General features: G+C 44.9%; 15 protein-coding genes. 7 read left to right on the top strand and 8 right to left on the bottom strand.

Annotation, left to right across the window (positions count from 1 at the left end; genetic code table 11):
• Positions 1-229 precede the first annotated feature (229 nt).
• From AMBT_RS19425 to AMBT_RS19410, 4 genes are all read left to right on the top strand, one after another.
• Positions 230-1171 (top strand): esterase/lipase family protein, encoded by a 942-nt coding sequence (locus AMBT_RS19425; RefSeq protein WP_013786362.1) that lies wholly within the window; start codon positions 230-232, stop codon positions 1169-1171.
• A gap of 17 nt (positions 1172-1188) precedes the next feature.
• Positions 1189-2172 carry a lipase chaperone family protein gene (locus tag AMBT_RS19420; RefSeq protein WP_013786361.1) on the top strand — a complete coding sequence of 328 codons (984 nt, stop codon included), beginning with the start codon at positions 1189-1191 and terminating at the stop codon, positions 2170-2172.
• Positions 2173-2285: 113 nt separating this feature from the next.
• Positions 2286-2903, top strand: coding sequence for a glutathione S-transferase family protein (locus AMBT_RS19415; RefSeq protein ID WP_013786360.1), 618 nt, complete (start codon positions 2286-2288; stop codon positions 2901-2903).
• On the top strand, positions 2903-3562 hold the full coding sequence (locus AMBT_RS19410) for a glutathione S-transferase family protein (RefSeq protein ID WP_013786359.1): 660 nt from the start codon (positions 2903-2905) through the stop codon (positions 3560-3562). Before AMBT_RS19415 ends, AMBT_RS19410 begins: the two co-directional genes overlap by 1 nt.
• A gap of 39 nt (positions 3563-3601) precedes the next feature.
• Here AMBT_RS19410 and AMBT_RS19405 read toward each other — a convergent pair whose 3' ends face one another.
• Positions 3602-4552 (bottom strand): homocysteine S-methyltransferase family protein, encoded by a 951-nt coding sequence (locus AMBT_RS19405; protein WP_013786358.1) that lies wholly within the window; start codon positions 4550-4552, stop codon positions 3602-3604.
• Between the two features lie 31 nt (positions 4553-4583).
• On the bottom strand, positions 4584-5807 hold the full coding sequence (locus tag AMBT_RS19400) for an ROK family transcriptional regulator (RefSeq protein ID WP_013786357.1): 1224 nt from the start codon (positions 5805-5807) through the stop codon (positions 4584-4586).
• 340 nt (positions 5808-6147) lie between these two features.
• On the opposite strand from AMBT_RS19400, the gene AMBT_RS19395 reads away from it, so the two are divergent.
• A complete protein-coding gene (locus AMBT_RS19395) occupies positions 6148-7113 on the top strand; it encodes a carbohydrate kinase family protein (protein ID WP_013786356.1) in 966 nt (321 codons plus the stop codon).
• A 107-nt stretch (positions 7114-7220) separates the two neighbouring features.
• Here the strand turns inward: AMBT_RS19395 and AMBT_RS19390 are convergent, their stop codons facing one another.
• The 3 genes from AMBT_RS19390 to AMBT_RS19380 all read right to left on the bottom strand — a co-directional run bounded on the left by AMBT_RS19390 (position 7221) and on the right by AMBT_RS19380 (position 10872).
• Positions 7221-8015, bottom strand: coding sequence for a metallopeptidase domain-containing protein (locus AMBT_RS19390; protein ID WP_013786355.1), 795 nt, complete (start codon positions 8013-8015; stop codon positions 7221-7223).
• Positions 8016-8170: 155 nt separating this feature from the next.
• The gene (locus AMBT_RS19385; protein WP_013786354.1) at positions 8171-9772 is read right to left on the bottom strand and encodes a cisplatin damage response ATP-dependent DNA ligase; all 1602 of its coding nucleotides are present in this window, start codon (positions 9770-9772) and stop codon (positions 8171-8173) included.
• Positions 9773-9774: 2 nt separating this feature from the next.
• On the bottom strand, positions 9775-10872 hold the full coding sequence (locus tag AMBT_RS19380) for a ligase-associated DNA damage response exonuclease (RefSeq protein ID WP_013786353.1): 1098 nt from the start codon (positions 10870-10872) through the stop codon (positions 9775-9777).
• A 192-nt stretch (positions 10873-11064) separates the two neighbouring features.
• Between AMBT_RS19380 and AMBT_RS19375 the strand changes: the two genes are divergently transcribed.
• A complete protein-coding gene (locus tag AMBT_RS19375) occupies positions 11065-13578 on the top strand; it encodes a ligase-associated DNA damage response DEXH box helicase (protein WP_013786352.1) in 2514 nt (837 codons plus the stop codon).
• A gap of 5 nt (positions 13579-13583) precedes the next feature.
• Here the strand turns inward: AMBT_RS19375 and AMBT_RS22515 are convergent, their stop codons facing one another.
• Positions 13584-13787: a hypothetical protein gene (locus AMBT_RS22515; RefSeq protein ID WP_126873289.1), complete on the bottom strand. Its 204-nt coding sequence runs from the start codon at positions 13785-13787 to the stop codon at positions 13584-13586.
• 89 nt (positions 13788-13876) lie between these two features.
• Here AMBT_RS22515 and pdeM point away from each other — a divergent pair, with 89 nt between their 5' ends.
• The gene (gene pdeM, locus AMBT_RS19370; protein ID WP_013786351.1) at positions 13877-14611 is read left to right on the top strand and encodes a ligase-associated DNA damage response endonuclease PdeM; all 735 of its coding nucleotides are present in this window, start codon (positions 13877-13879) and stop codon (positions 14609-14611) included.
• A 101-nt stretch (positions 14612-14712) separates the two neighbouring features.
• On the opposite strand, the gene AMBT_RS19365 is transcribed toward pdeM, so the two are convergent.
• Both AMBT_RS19365 and AMBT_RS19360 read right to left on the bottom strand, forming a co-directional pair.
• Complete coding sequence (locus tag AMBT_RS19365) at positions 14713-15606, bottom strand: carbon-nitrogen hydrolase (protein WP_013786350.1); 894 nt, start codon at positions 15604-15606, stop codon at positions 14713-14715.
• Complete coding sequence (locus AMBT_RS19360) at positions 15593-16657, bottom strand: agmatine deiminase family protein (protein WP_013786349.1); 1065 nt, start codon at positions 16655-16657, stop codon at positions 15593-15595. The genes AMBT_RS19365 and AMBT_RS19360 overlap by 14 nt, the downstream gene beginning before the upstream one ends.
• Between the last annotated feature and the right edge of the window lie 330 nt (positions 16658-16987).

Below are 16987 nucleotides of genomic sequence, written 5' to 3'. Positions count from 1 at the left end.
TTCGTTTATTAAATAGTATAAAGGCTTATACCCTATTTTCAGGGTAGCCTTCTGAATATAAAGCGTTTTACTTTTTTCTTTCCTTAATAACCCTGACTATGTGTAAAGCCTCTAAGTAATTGCATAGAGGGTCGTTCTCTTATTTATCTTGTTATTTACATTAAATTAACATAAAAATAACTCAGGTCTGGCCTCAGACCACTAATGTTTATAATTCAGGGAACATGCAATGAAACTAAGAACGAAAATAACAACGCTCATGCTGTTTTTGCTTGTCGCAGTATTGCCAGCTCAATCTTGGGCAGGCAACTATGCTAAAACACAATATCCTATTGTACTGGTTCACGGTCTCTTCGGTTTTGATGACATCTTGTTTGTAGATTACTTTTACAAGGTGCCACAAAAACTATCTCGAAACGGCGCAGTAGTTTATATCGCAGAAGTGTCTCCTTCTAACTCTACTGAAGTGAGGGGAGAGCAGTTACTTAACTATATTGATGAGGTACTTGCACTTTCTGGAGCCCAGAAGGTTAATCTAATTGGCCATAGCCATGGGGGCCCAACAGCAAGGTATGCCGCGAGCGTAGCGCCAAGTAAAGTGGCGTCAGTTACATCGGTAGCTGGTGTGAACTGGGGAAGCGCTGTGGCAGATGTATTGAAAAGTGGGCTTACGGAAGGGTCTGTACAAGAAGGAACTGTGGGGTTGATCACTGACGCTTTTGCTAATCTTATCGAACTTGCTTCAGGCTCAGACCCTCGAGATAAACCTACCGACTCTGTGGCTGCGCTAACCTCGCTATCAACTTCTGGTTCAATTGCGTTCAACGCACGCTACCCCGAAGGCATGCCCTCGGCCTACTGCCGCAATGACGGCAAACAGTTAGGTGAGAATGGTGTGTACTATTATTCTTGGAGTGGTGGTAGAACTTACACAAATGCGCTGGACGTGGTCGACCCTTTTCTTGCCATCACTGGAATAGCATTTGGTGAAACCAATGATGGGCTGGTGTCTTCTTGCAGCTCTCATTTAGGTAAAGTGCTTAAAGATAACTACAAGATGAATCACCTTGATGAAGTTAACCAAAGCTTTGGCATCACCCATTGGTTTGAAACCAATCCAGTGGATGTATTTATTGACCAAGCCAACCGTCTGAAAAACCAAGGCTTATAATGTGCCGGTGGGTATTAATGGGAGGGGGCGCCGCCCTCTTTTTCGTATTCGTAGTTATTATTCCATTAAGCGAGAGTCGGATTGTCGGTGATGGGGAGATACGTGAAAATCGCCAACTTTCAACGTCAGCATTACCCAATAAAGATGCGACAGAAACTGAAATTAAAAAAGCGGTTCAGCCAGTCAAAAGTGTAGGCTCTGACCTACCAATTTTCACCTTATATTTTGGCGTAAAGGACAATTTCGATCGCTTTATATTTACTAATAAGGGCGCTTCAGATAACGAAGTTACTGCACGGTTTAGTGTGAATGCTACAGACATGTATGAGGCTAGATCGGCTATGTACGCCGCTGATGTATTCACGCGATATATTGAATATAAAGTAGCATTGGCAAATACCGATGCTGAAATTGACAAGGTGCTCACCGTATCAAACGAGAGCACCGTCACCGACATCACTTATGCTGGTATTTCGTTAAGTGACGTTGAACAAAAGCTAGCAACAAGAGATACGCTGCGTCTTAGTTACTTTTCTCAAGAAGAGTATGAGTACTTGTTTTCTGCCGATGCGGCCATTGACGCAAGGGCTCTTGCTCGCCTTGCTATTGCTCAAGATCGTGAGCTCTCAAGAGAACAAAAACGAAATGAGATCTTTGGTCAATTAAATGCACTGGATGAACAGGAAAAAGTGGCTTTTCAACCTACCTTAGACATGGAAAAAATTAACCAAATTAAGCAAAGGTATGCAGATTCAGAGTCTCGTTACCAGGCTATTGCCGCTGAGTTTGGTCATCAAGTAGCTGAGCGTTTTTCGGTATTATGGGGGGCGCAGGCACTATGGCAACAACGTATAGATGCCTACCGCAAATACCAGCAACATATAAGCGTTAGTGGGATGATAGAGGATGCACGGCAAGATGCCTTGTCAACGTACAGGCACACTCACTTCTCGAATACCGAACAAAAGCGGCTGCGTGTGTTAGTCGATACAAATTCGTGAACAGGTATAACCATTCAACCTTTTAATAGTTGTACCCCAATGGAATATGATTTGAACCCACGCGCAAGCAGCACTAGTCTGGCTGTTAACATTCCAACAATACAATATTGCCTATGAAAATTTACGAGACCAAAACAGCGCCTAATCCTCGACGTGTTCGCATGTTCCTTGCTGAAAAAGGGATAGATGAGTCACAAGTAGAGTATGTACAAGTAGATATTCAAAAGGGTGAAAATTTAAGCGCTGAAATGCGTGCGAAAAACCCACTAGGTAAAATTCCTATTTTAGAGTTGGACGACGGTACCTGCATTGCTGAAACCGACGCGATTTGTACTTACTTTGAAGCCATTCATCCAGAACCTTCCTTGTTAGGCTCTACGCCTATTGAAAAAGCCACCATCTCGATGTGGCAGCGGCAAGTTGAAATGGCGCTAATGTTACAAGTAGGCATGTGCTTTCAACACACCACAGGTTACTTCAAAGACAGAATGGTACCTGTGCCAGAATACGGCAAAGAAGCCGGTATCAATGCTTCGAAGTACTTTAATATTCTCGAACGCCGACTCGAACTAAACGAGTTTATAGCGGGAGACACCTTTTCTATTGCGGATATTACTGCGCTATGTGCCATCGATTTTGCACGGGTGGTCGATATTCGAATTAAAGATGAACAAACGAATCTTCAGCGTTGGTACGACAATGTTAGCAGCAGAGCGAGTGCAAAAGCCTAATGATTGATTTATACACCGCAGCAACACCCAATGGCTGGAAAGCCTCAGTAGCACTAGAAGAAATGGAACTCGACTATACCGTGCACGGGGTAAACTTAATGAAAGGCGAGCAAAAAACCGCTGAGTTCCTCGCCATGAACCCAAATGGCAGGATTCCCGTTATTGTGGACAAAAGCGAAGGCGACCATGTGGTTTTCGAATCTGGCGCCATCATGCTTTATTTAGCTGAGAAGACAGGTAAGTTTTTACCAACAGATGCCAAAGGCCGCAGCCAAGTAATGCAATGGGTTATGTTTCAAATGGGCGGGGTTGGGCCAATGATGGGACAGGCGAATGTGTTCCATCGCTATTTAGAAGAAAAAATTCCTATTGCTATCGACCGTTATCAAAATGAAGTACGCCGATTGTTTACAGTGCTAGATGGGCGACTAGAAGACAACGAATATTTAGCAGGTGATTACAGTATTGCCGATATGGCGAACTGGTGCTGGGTTCGAACCTACGAATGGTCGGGCGTGAGCATTGAAGGGCTAGATAACTTAACTCGCTGGAAAAACAGTATCGAGGCACGCCCTGCGGCGCGCCGTGGTGTTGAAGTGCCCAATAAAATCGATAAGGAAGCGTTAATAAAAGGCGCTAAAAACGTGGTCACGCGTTAGTCGCTGGTAGGGGCAAAATAGCAGGTGATTGATTGCAAATCAGTCTGCTATTTTTGAATGGTTAGCTAACCCTTGCGCCAAGGCTTTTATATGGTCAGGGCCTATGCCGCAACATCCACCTACAATTGTAGCGCCAGCGTTCACCCACGTTTGTGCGTACGCTAGGTATTTCTCAGGGGTGACATCTTCACGCAACGTAGACAGCATTTCGTTAGCATCATGCTTTCTAACATGCTCTGAAAAGCTATTGGCATAAACACCGATGTGCATATCGGTATTATGCAGGTGTGTGAACGTAATGGCTGCTTCCATCTCTTCAGGTTGCGAGCAGTTAAACAACACGGCATCCAAGTTGTCTAGTGTGGGCAGTATAGCATTCAGTGACTCACCAGACCGCAAGGTCACCGGGTTTGAAAAGTTATGACGATTACTGAGCGAGTAAGAAAGCCAAATTGGTTTAGATGAGTGCTCTTTTATTAAAGAGGTTACCGCGTTGGCTTCTTCTACCGAAGAAACAGTTTCTACAAGCCAAAAATCGATATAGGGTGTTTGTGCTTCAATCAAAGGCAGCAAAATAGAAGAGAGTTGCTCGGCACAGAATAGCTCAGGTTTGTAAGAGCCAAAAGCTGGAGGAATACAGCCAGCAACTGAGATATCATTCTTTTTAGCCACAGTACTGGCAATACTGGCCGCGCGCGCGGCAAGCGAAAATGCTTGTTCATCAAACTGTTTTTGCCCTATATGAAAAGGCACTAACGCGTAAGTGTTGGTGGTGATAATTTTTGCACCCGCATCCACGAAGTTTTGATGCACTTGGGCTACTAAATCGGGCGCTTCCATTAAAGACAAAGCAGACCATTCAGGTTGCCGGAAGGGAGCCCCAACTCGTTCTAATTCTCTGCCTAACCCACCATCAAGAATTAAAACATTTGACGATGCGGTAGTTGATGAAGCGCTAGCGGTCTTGCCTGTGAGTGTAGTTGTAACCACGTTACCCCTGCTTTTATTTAACATATATAAACTAATAGTAGTTCGCGATAAGTGACAAATTAGCGCTGCCGATAGACTGCGCTTTACTCCCTACGTTACCGGCACTAATACTACCTTGAGTAATGCCCCGAAAATCAGCATCTTTTAACGCGTTTTGCACGCAGGTAACCAATTCATGTTTTATATTCTGCGGCATTGCACCGTCGATGATAATGCCATCGAGGTCGAGCATGCTAAATGCGCAGTGTGTGGCAAAGGCAATCCCCTGGGCGGCCTGTTCCATCCACACTTGAACGATGCGCATAAATTCTGAATTAGTTTTTAAGCCAGACCAGTGTTCAGGAGCTTCATACAATTTATTACCATCAAGCCCCGCATCATTCAGCTGCTTTTCTAGCAAGTATAGTGATGATTGGGTGATGAGTTGTTGCTGTTGGTTATGGGCGTTAGACAAGAAAGGCAAGGAACCAATTGCACCGGCATTACCCGATTTCCCTGTAAATAGCTGATTGTTAATAACCAAGCCACCGCCAAGAAAAGTGCCAACAAAAACATAGAGGAAGTGGTTAAATCGATGTGGATTACCAAAGGCCATTTCTGCACTGCACGCCGCCGTCGCATCGTTACTCACATAGATGGGTAAGTCTAGTAGTTCAAATAGCGCAGTCTGAATATCAAGGTTTTTCCATGCTTCTAACGCAGCAGCAGGGGCCCCAGCTTCTTCTACCCAATTCCAAATTTCAAACGGCATGGCGATGCCTAGTCCGCGAATACGAGTGCGCTGCTCGTTACTGAGTTGTTGTGTTAGTACAGACACACCGCGCTGTGTAAATGACAATAAATGATCAACGGTGGGGTAGGCTACTTTTTCGTGAAGCGAAGCTTTCACATTGCCAGCCAAATCTAGCAAGGTCATATCAAAACTGCGGCGGCCAATTTTTAAGCCTAACCCAAATGCACCATCTGCATTCAAGCCAAAAGGAACTTTAGGCTGCCCCACACCACCGCGAACTGGCGGCAGTCGCTTAACAAGGGCTTCGGACTCTAGTTTCTTAATAATGACTGTGGCCGACTGTGCAGATAAACCCGTACGTTGAGCAATATCTGCTTTCGGAATAGCGCCATCATGACGAATCAGGGTGAGGATATCCCGTTCATTTTGAGTACGGTTATCTAGTAAGGCAGTTGCACCGTGGTGCGAGTCTATTTCTGATGCGCTCTGTGATGAAACCGAGTGCTCGTGGGATTTTGTCATTTACAGTGTACCTGAATCATTATGAAATGAATGTTATAACAAACAGCACCACTAAGTCATGGATAGATACTAATTCAATATATTTAACATAATTAACCAAGAGCAGTTTCTCTCTACCAATCAAGCCGATAGATTACATATTCAATAGTCAGTCTTTAATGATGATAAAATATTAAATCAACAAGGTTGATTTATTTGTTTTGCTAGTTAATACTGTGCCCCAATTAATTAACTATAATTTAACGTGCCCGGACGGAAGGTCCTTCGGCTACGCTTATTATCCATGACTACAGCGGTATAAATACGAAGTTATCGCTGTTAGCTTCAGCCAGAGGTGTTTATGAAAATTTTATGTTTAGGCGAAGTACTTATCGATATGTTAAGTGCGGGTGCGGCGGACCAAAGTGAAATGCCAGCAATGAATTCATTTCAGCCTTATGCTGGTGGTGCGCCGGCGAATGTAGCGGTTGCTGTTGCTAAGCTTGGTGGGCAAGGCGCTATGGTGTCTAAAGTAGGTGATGATACCTTTGGCCGTTTTCTTCAAGACATGCTTAGCTATCACAAGGTAAATACTGATTATGTTTGGAGTACGAAAGACGCCAATACGGCACTAGCATTTGTTAACCTAGATAAAGACGGTGAACGTTCTTTCGACTTCTATGTTGATAACGCTGCACATAAGCACATTGGTGAAGAAGACTTAGCCAAGGTTGCTTGTGATGATACTAGCGTGCTGCATTTTTGCTCTGGGTCTATTTCAGGTCCAGAGTTGTTACCTGGCACCGACTATATTCTAAATAAAGCCAAGCAAGAAAATATGCTTGTCTGTTTAGATATTAACTACCGTCCAGCGTTTTGGGATGACACCGCTAATGCCCCAGTCCGAATTGACGACGTGGCTAAGAAAGTGAGTATCTTAAAAGCAAGCCGAGAAGAGTTAGCAGAGCTTTACGGTGAAGAAAATGCTCAGGCTCATGTACAACAGTGGTTAGATAGCGGCGTTAAAGTGGTATTAGTGACTGATGGCGGCGAACCTATACAGTACATAACAAAAGATTTCAGCGGCACCTTGGCCTCGCCAAAAGTAAGCGTGAAAGATACCACTGCCGCTGGCGACTCATTTATTGGCGGATTTTTGTATTTCTTATCCACCAAAGTGGCTAACAGCGCAGAATTCGACAAGTGGGCAAGTAGCTTTGAAAACGTAAGCGAAGCCACTGAATTTGCTATTCGCTGTGGTGCATACACGGTAACGCAATACGGCGCGTTTAGTGCACTGCCTACTATGGAACATATTGCGAAATAGGCAATATATTGGCGCATAACCTGTATTGATATGAGTTTAGGTGTATTAATGAAAGCAAGGCGAGTATGCCTTGCTTTTTTATTGCTGAGAATACATAGCGATACAATTTATGCGAAGAGACTAGGGCCTCTTACCTCTATACTGTTTCGCCTAGACTTAGTTTTGATGGAAAGAGCCATACAAATCGAAAGTAGCAAAATGGCTAATGAATTTGGCTCAGGAACGAAATAGTTGTCTACGCCACTGTCGGCAACTAACGCTAGAGAAGCGACGCCCGAATTAACTTGTGCCCACTCTAAAAAAGCATCGAAGTGATCGGTGCGAGGTGAGGATAGATTCCTGCCCATTATGCTGTTATTCCTAATAAGCCCGTCTGGATTGAGTGCACCGCCATTGTATTCATCGAATAAGCCAATCATGTGGCCAAATTCATGAGCAGCTATTGTCCCCTGACGATTAAACGAATAACCTGATGGCCTACCCGTGTACCATTGAGTCAAGTTCACATTTCCATTACCTTCATTGACAGTAACTGTATGGTCAGCGCCCACGCTAGTGCTCAGCCAATCCACATTAAATACGGTGTCGTAAAAATAGGTGCCGTCAGATAAGTCAAAGGCATTACTCCAAATGGATTCAATACCATCTTCCCAAATGTCTCTAAGTGCACTGCCGGGTTCATCACCCCTTAAATAAACATCGACATCAATAAGTAAATCTTGATTGACAAAGCTAATATCGTAGCTAGCTGTCCACCCGAAGTTACCCCAAGGATTTTGAGATAAAATACTGTATCTGACCGTTTCAGTCGCAATATTAGTAATTAGGCCAGCATTACTCGCTGTGGAAAAAAGGAGAAGGAAACCAATAAGGCAATGTTTGAACGATCGCGAAAACAACATTTTTTTGTCCTTGGCGCAGCATTAACTTATGCAGGCGCACTTAAAAATTTTTCTGTAATTTCTTTTCTAACAGTAGGTTAGATGGAACAGAAAAAGCTAATATACTTTAAGTGTAAGCTAAAAACAGGGTTTGTAAAAAAAATGTTTCATTAAGATTATGATTCGATAAGTGCCTTCACGTTGATAAGTGTATCTGCCTCGTTCGCAGGCTTATCCCAGCGGATACGGTGTATACGAGGAAATCGTAGCGCTACGCCTGATTTATGACGGTTGGAGGGATGAACTGCATCGAAAGCCACTTCTAGTACCAGCTCTTTTTTAACTTCACGCACTGGCCCGAAACGGCCTATGGCGTTTCGTCTTACCCAGTTATCTAGCTTCTTAAGCTCTTCATCGGTGAAGCCCGAATAAGCGTTGCCAATAGGCAGCAATTGCTCATCTTGCCATGCACCAAAGGTGTAGTCGGAATAAAAACTCGAGCGCTTACCGTGGCCTCGCTGGGCATACATCATTACCGCATCGACCACCAGTGGGTCGCGTTTCCATTTATACCATTGTCCCTTTGGTCTACCTGGCACATAAGGGCTGCTTAAACGTTTTATCATGAGCCCTTCTACAGCACGGTTTTTACACACGTTTTTATGTAGAGTACGAAGCCCTTTTGGTGAATCGGCAGATAAGCACTCAGATAAATGCAGTCGTGAATCATTGTCGTGTTCCTGAATGCCATTTTTGTCAAACCACGTTTCTAGCGCTTCACGTCGGGTAGTAAGGGGGTAGTCGGTTAATTGCTTACCGTCTAGCACCAGTGCATCGTAAACAATTAGCCCCGCAGGGTTGGTTGCCATTAATGCAGCAGTAGGCTTTTTCTTATTAAGCCTTTGTTGTAGTGCGTTGAAAGTATCTACTTCTTGGTTATGCATCACCAACAGTTCACCGTCTAGCACCATATTGCCGCTGACACTATCGAGTAGGTCGGGGAAAGCATGGCTAATGTCATCTCCAGTGCGAGAAAATAGCGCCTTTTCAGGCTCTTCTTTTGTGGTATTGCAAACGAGTTGCACCCGAATACCGTCAAACTTATGTTCTATTTGCCATTGTTCTGGAGCAAAGTCATCGACATCATCTTGCGCGATGGGGTGAGATAGCATGACAGGATGAAAGGTAACCGCGTTACTGATATCCGGTTTAGATCCGTTACCTTCAAGCCATTCGAGAAGGTCGGTATAAGGCGGCGCGACGCCATGCCACAGTTTCTCTATTTCGGTGATGTCTTTATTGCCATATTCCGCCAAAATTTGTTTGATAGAGCGAGCAGACACACCAATTCTAAGCCCCCTAGTACCAAGTTTTAAGAGTGCCCAGCGCTGAGATGGGGTCATTATGGTGAGGTAATTCGCTAACGTTACTGCGACTTTTGGTTTACTGATATTGGCAAATGTATCTACCACTTCAGACAAGCTAGGCAATGCTTTATCAGGCGTAAACTCGGGCCATAAGTGGGCTACCGTTTCACTCACTTCCCCCACATAATCATAGCTCATTGCAAATAGTTCTGGGTCTACCCGTTCGGTAATCAGTTTTTTTACCGTATTGCGCTTAAAAAAATCAAACTTGAGCGTGCCTGCCATAGCAGCAATGGCCCAGCCACGATCGGGGTCTGGCGTAGTAGCAAGGTAATGCAGAATAAGCTGCGCTTTGGCTTTGGTTCCGGCGGTATAGTAAAGCTGTTCAAGTAAGTCACTAAATGCCTGCATTGCTATTCCTCCTGCGCCGCTTCATCGTAACCTACCAGCGATAATGCTCGCGCTTTAAACCCCATCTTTTGTGCTTGATACATAAGGGCATCTTCACGGCCATGGGTCACCCATACCTCGCTAGGGTTCACTTCAGTAAGGGTTTGCAATAACTCAGGCCAATCGCAGTGATCTGAAATAATAAGTGGTAGCTCGGCGTTGCGCTGCTTAGCTCGCGCGCGAATTTGCATCCAACCAGACGCCAACACAGCGCGAACATGTGGCAAGCTTCTCGACCACCTGTCGGCTAATGCAGAGGGGGGAGCCAACACTATTTCACCGGCTAATAATGCTTTATCTTCTACCTCGCTAACTGGAATAATATCGCCTAAAGCTATGCCTTCTCGTTCGTACAAATCACACAGTTTTAGTAGTGCACCGTGTAAATAGATAGGTTTGGTATAGCCAGCTTCTCGAAGCGCTAAAATAACCCGTTGGCATTTGCCTAATGCGTAGGTTCCTACTAAATGACAACGTGTAGGAAACACGTCAAGGGAGTGAAGAAGCTTTTGGATTTCTTTTTCGATTGGCGGGTGGGCAAATACCGGTAAACCGAAAGTGGCCTCGGTAATAAGTACATCGCAAGGTACTACTTCAAACGGCGGACAAGTGGGATCGTGCCTACGTTTGTAATCGCCAGATATCACTAGCCGATAACCCGCATACTCAATAAGCAATTGTGACGAACCTAGTATATGGCCAGCAGGGTAAAAAGTGACTTTTATCTTGCGTTGCTCCTGTTCAGTTGAGGCACTGTTACTATCAGTAGTGATTACCTCATCAAACTCTACGCTCTCGCGATAGGGCACTGGTATTTGTACTTCAGCCATATCGTCGCCATAACGGGTGGTCATAATTGCCATGGTTTGCGGGTGGGCGAACACTCGTTTGTGGCCGGCTCTAGCATGGTCAGCATGGCCGTGGGTAACAAGCGCGGTTGCTACAGGCTGCATGGGGTCTATATAAAAATCGCCCGGCACACAATACAAACCAGCGTCGTCCGTTTTCATCCACTTTGAGGGGTGTATTGCATTTTCAGCCACCATATAAAAAAACCACATGCTGTTAGTTAGCGTTTCATATGACTACGGTGGTTTTACGCAATTGGTTGAGCGTAGAGGAAAATTAAACCCTTCTGGTGAATTAACGTATATCTACTATTGCTTACAATTGAACTAGCGGCGGTTGGGATAGTTATGGTGAAGAATTTATTGCGATTACAAAAACGGCTAAAGGTTTAGTTGTCATCCTCTATGCCTGAAGAAAAAGCCGCACCTAAGAAAAAGCCTCAAACCGAAAGTAACATTCTACCTTTGGTTTTTACTCAATGGTTTAAAAATAAAGGGTGGGAGCTACGAGATTACCAGAGGAAAATACTTGAACAGAGTATTAAGCAAACTGCTGGCCGTAAAAGGAAAACTTACAACACCACTTTGCTCATTGCCCCAACAGGCGCAGGTAAAACTTTATCGGGCTTTCTACCTAGCTTAGTCGAGTTAGCTCAATCGCCACAGCAAGGGCTTCACACCTTATACATTTCGCCACTTAAAGCACTAACCCAAGATATTCATCGCAACTTATTGCAACCTATTGAAGAAATGGACCTGCCGATAACGGCGGAAACCCGTACAGGCGATACACCTTCACATAAACGGCAGCGCCAACGAAAAAAACCGCCAAATTTGCTGCTTACTACCCCAGAATCACTCATGTTAATGCTGAGCTATGCTGATGCTGACAAACTATTTGGAAAACTAAAGCGAGTGATTATTGATGAAACCCATAGCCTAGTAGCAAACAAGCGAGGAGACTTTTTGTCATTAGCGCTAGCACGGCTTTCAGTATTGTCACCCGAGATGAAGCGGGTAGGGTTGTCGGCCACGGTAGCTTACCCAGAAACGCTAGGTGCATGGCTAGCTGGCACAGAAGGCACCGCTAATATCATCAGCGTGAAAGCGGGTGAAAAACCGAAAGTAGAAATGCTGCAATCTGAAAACCGCATGCCATTCGGTGGTTTTATGGCGCGCTATGCCATTACCGATATATATAAGGCCATTGAAGACGCAAAAACCACTTTGGTGTTCGTGAATACCCGGGCCCAATCCGAACTGATTTTTCAAATGCTGTGGGAACATAACACCGCTGCCTTACCCATAGCCTTATATCACGGCAGTTTAAGTAAAGAGCAGCGGCGTAAAACAGAAGCCATGATGTCTAGCGGATTGTTACGGGCAGTAGTGTGTACCTCGGCGCTAGAACTAGGTATTGATTGGGGCGATGTAGATAAGGTAATACAAGTTGGAGCCCCAAAAGGGGTAAGTCGATTGCTGCAACGTATAGGGCGATCAAATCATAGGTTAGACGAACCCAGCGAAGCTTTGCTGGTGCCAGCTAATCGCTTTGAAGCCCTTGAATGCCAAGCCGCTATTAATGCAATTAACAAAGGCGAACTAGATGGCGATGCCCCACAGCCGGGGGCATTGGATATTATCCCCCAGTTTATTGTGAACTGCCTTTGCAGTAATGCCGACACGCCAGATACCCTTTACGAGCAAATCCTTCTAGCATCGCCCTATCAAGGGCTGGATAAAAGTGATTTTGAGAAGTTATGGCAGTTCGCATTGGATGGCGGGAGTGCGCTTAATGCCTACGAGCGTTATCAGCGCCTAATGCAGAACGAGGACGGCACTTTTTCGCCTGCCAACAGGCGGGTAATACAAAGGCATCGGCAGAACATAGGCACTATTGTTGAAGCGGGTAGGCTAAAAGTAAAACGTATTCGCCGTGGTAATCAGGGCAAAATTATTGGTGAAGTGGAAGAGTACTTTGCCCAGCAACTTACCCCAGGCGACACCTTTTATTTTGCCGGTGAAGTGCTTAAGTACGAAGCCATTCGCGATATGCAACTACATGCTCGCCCCGCGAAAGCAAAAGAGCCAAAAATACCCAGTTATTCCGGTGGCCAAATGCCACTGTCGACGTATCTGGCTGATGGGGTTCGAGCAATATTAGCGAATCCCAAGAGTTGGCGTAAATTACCCGCGCAAGTACGAGAATGGTTGAATTTACAACAACAGTTCTCACAGCTTCCTGAGCCCGAAAAGGTATTGGTGGAGCAGTTTCCTTTTCGTAATGTAAACCATACGTTGTACTACACCTTTGAAGGACGAAAAGCGAACCAAACCTTGGGCATGCTGGTTACCCGTAGAATGGAAAAAATAGGAATAAAGCCATTGAGTTTCAGCGTTACCGACTATGGTTTATCGATAAGTGCGGTTAAACAAATTACCGATACTCAACTGCAGCAACTGTTTCAGCCAGATATATTAGGCGATGAACTACAAGACTGGATGCTACAAGCGCCTATGTTAAAGCGTTCTTTCAGGCAGGTGGCAGTAGTAAGCGGCTTAACGGAACAGCGTTATCATGCTAGTCAGAAAACCATGAAGCAGGTAACGTTTTCAACTGATTTAATTTACGACACGCTGCGTGAGCACGACCCAGATCATATCCTTTTAGCGGTCGCGCGGGCGGATGCTGAGCGGGAGTTGTTGGACTTGCAGCGCTTGGCGAATTTGCTCATCCGCTTTGTTGATAAAACCACGTTAGTAAACTTAGAAAAAGTATCGCCCATGGCCATCCCTATCGTGCTGAACATGCGAAGTGAACAAATAAAAGGAGCGGGGGCGCAAGCGATACTCGAGCAAGCCGATTTATATGCTGAAGCAGAAAATATGCTAGATGAAGTACGGGCATTGTTGTCTTGAGAATATTAAGTTTGGTCGAGCAGTATTAGCCCCAGAAACACGCCGTAAATACATCCATGTAGGCTCTGCCGCAGCATCCATGCTGCGGAAGGTTTCCAGTGCCAATACTGCTCACCCAGTCTAATTCTATTGGTGTTAAAGTGAGTGAATATGAATTGAATACATCCATGTAGGCTCTGATGCAGCATCCATGCTGCATAAGGTTCCATACCCAACCGCACTCCACCGCTATAGGAGAGTTCGTTTGGGAGTTTGGAGGTGGTGGGATGGCGTTAAATATTATGAAAGAGGTTAATCAGTGGCAATAAGTGAGCAGTGGCTATCTTCACAGGTGGCGTTGCGTAGTATTAGTATTGTGAAGTTTGCAGAGCTGCTTTGGTTGCTAGATGCCAGAGGTGTGGCGTATTTGCCTGCGCTTGATTGGCTGGTGGTATCTGATTTACACCTTGAAAAAGGCAGTTATTTACGTAGTTATGGTAATCCGCTGCCAAGTGTTGATTCTGTTGCTACGCTTAAACGCCTGCAGCACATTATTCACGATTATAATCCTGCTCGGGTGATTAGCTTAGGTGACAGTTTCCACGATAAATACAGTATGTCTCGTATGACCGATGAAGACAGAAACCTCTTATGTGAGATTATAAATAGCGTTCCTGATTGGGATTGGGTGGAAGGTAATCATGACCCTGATTTACCCGAAGGAATTCCCGGTAATCCATGCCATGAAATAGTGCAAAATAATGTGGTGTTTCGCCATGAGCCAGAGATGCACGGAATCGAGCTAAGTACGAAGGGCAAGGTTCAAATCAAGCAGCAAGTTATTGGCCATTACCACCCTAAAATACGTAAGACTATTTCTCGTCGGCGATTTTCAGGCAAGTGCTTCGTTGTCACAGAAGACCTATTTATCATGCCAGCTTTTGGGCAATTCACAGGGGGCTTAGATGTGGATGAAGAGGTTATGCTAGCGTTAGCATCTAAAAAATCCCGTGCTTGTTATATGTTGTATGACGGAACGATTTTTAAAGCTTAATCGGCAAATTTTCATAATGCTGAGCGCCAAAAAAAAACGGGCATTTTAGTTGCCCGTTTTAAACTTTGATAAGCCCTTGTACAAGGGCATGAGGCGCTAGCCTAATCGCGCCAGCGCTTAGTTAGGTCTTCGTAAGCATCAATGCGACGGTCACGGAAATAAGGCCAAATGCGTTTTACCTTTTCAGTGCGGGTTAAATCTAGCTCTACCGAAAGGGTAGTTTCACCTTCAGCTTCTGCTTTCGCTAGAATTTCACCTTGCGGGCCCGTAATAAAGCTTTGCCCCCAAAACTGAATGCCTGGGTCGCCATCAACAGGTGATGCTTCGAAGCCTGTGCGGTTTGCTACGATGACCGGCACCGAGTTTGCTACCGCATGTGAGCGCTGAATGGTTTCCCACGCGCCATGTTGACGGCTACGTTCTTCTTCGGTATCTGTGCTATCCCAACCAATTGCAGTAGGATAAAACAGTAAGTCAGCCCCTGCCATTGCCATTAAGCGTGCCGCTTCTGGATACCATTGATCCCAACATACTAATACGCCCAATTTACCCACGCTAGTTTCAATTGGTGTAAAGCCCATGTCGCCCGGTGTGAAGTAAAACTTCTCGTAAAAGCCTGGGTCGTCAGGAATATGCATTTTGCGATATTTACCGGCAATTTCTTTGCTTCTATCAAATACCACAGCGGTATTGTGATAAAGGCCAGAGCCGCGCTTTTCAAATAAAGAGGTCACTAACACAATATTGTGTTTCTCAGCCAGTTCGCCAAAGAATTCTGTTGCAGGACCTGGAATAGGTTCGGCTAAATCAAAGGCGTCTGTATCTTCCTGCTGACAAAAGTAAAGGGTGCTATGAAGTTCTTGCAGCAAAATACACTCACAGCCTTCGGCGGCGAGTTTTGCAACTTGCTCAGCACTTTTATTCCAGTTAGTTGCTTTGTCGTTATCAGCAACAGACTGTTGTACCAAGCCTATCTTTAGCTTAGTTCGTTGCATGTACAGACACTCCTTTTGAGAAGGTGGAAATAACAGATTCTTTCAACGTATTTGTGGGTACCTGCATGGAAATACAATGCAAGCTGCCAAATTGCTTTACCAACACCGAGCAATCTATAGGCTCGATAATATGGTCGGGGTAAGCCAGCTGCATTTGGCTAATCGCCGCTTCATCTTCAGGTTGCCCGTAAATAGGTAAGAGCACCGCACGATTACAGATCAAAAAATTGGCGTACGATGCGGGCAAACGCTCGCCCTCGTCGTTAACAATATTAGGTAGTGGCAATCGATATTGTTCGTGCTCAGGCATTGCACTGGCGCACTCATCGCAAAGTGCACTTAACCCTGCATAATGACTGTCGTCTTTGCGATTATCAGCCGCTTGGATAACCAAGCCTTTATTGGGCGTGAAACGCACAAGGGTATCTACATGCCCGTCAGTATCGTCACCTTCAAGGTGACCATGTTCTAGCACCGTAAACGTATTGCAGCCTAACATGTCATTAAAGGTTTCAGCGTAATCATTGATAGTCATATCACCGTTGCGCTTAGGGTTTAATAGACACTGAGAGGTGCTAAGCAAGTGGCCTAGGTCATCAATTTCTAACGCGCCACCCTCAGCCACCACTGGGCTACTTCGAAGGGGCAATTTACACAATGAAGCAAGGTAGCGTTGGTTAGCCATATTGTCTTCACTGGCATCAAACTTTTCACCCCAGCCATTGAAGCGAAACTCTACTGGCGCCCCAAAACCTTCTGAATCACGACAGGTCAAAAAACCGTAGTCACGCACCCAAGTGTCGTTATAAGACGCAGGCAGAATGAGTACACGTGAGTGATCGCCTAAACGCGATTGCACATTATCAACATCGTCAGGGGCACACAGCAATATCACACCCGCATGATAACGGTTGACCGCTGCAATCACGTTCAAATAGGTTTCACGGGCTTCTTCTAGCCATGGCGCCCAGTCGGTTTCTGCATGCGGCCACGCCAGCATTACAGCATCAACGGTTTCCCATTCAGGAACCAGTTTACGACTACCTTGCATGTTTATTCTCGATAGAAATAAATAATGCGTTGATTATAACTATCCTACTCACGCCAACCAATAGCAAACTTGATGAAATTCTTTTCTTGTCACGAACAGTGTCACAATTAGAATGACGACGTGATAGAAAAGGCGCGATTTGTAGTAGCGGTATTTAACGTTTATTTTTTGATCTCATTTACTTTAATGACCGTTTTATCTCAATAAAAATAAAACATGCCTTTAATAGCATTTACAGATTAGGCTAATCTCAGCATTTGCTCGATCAATAGCCGCTAGAATGCTAAAATATAACCATTAGAAGTCGCCAAACCTTTGCCAAAGCGTAGT

Origin of the sequence: Alteromonas naphthalenivorans (genome assembly GCF_000213655.1) — a bacterium.
Taxonomy (GTDB): domain Bacteria; phylum Pseudomonadota; class Gammaproteobacteria; order Enterobacterales; family Alteromonadaceae; genus Alteromonas; species Alteromonas naphthalenivorans.
Note: the sequence above shows the minus strand (reverse complement) of the source record. Positions and strands in the feature narration are given on the sequence as shown.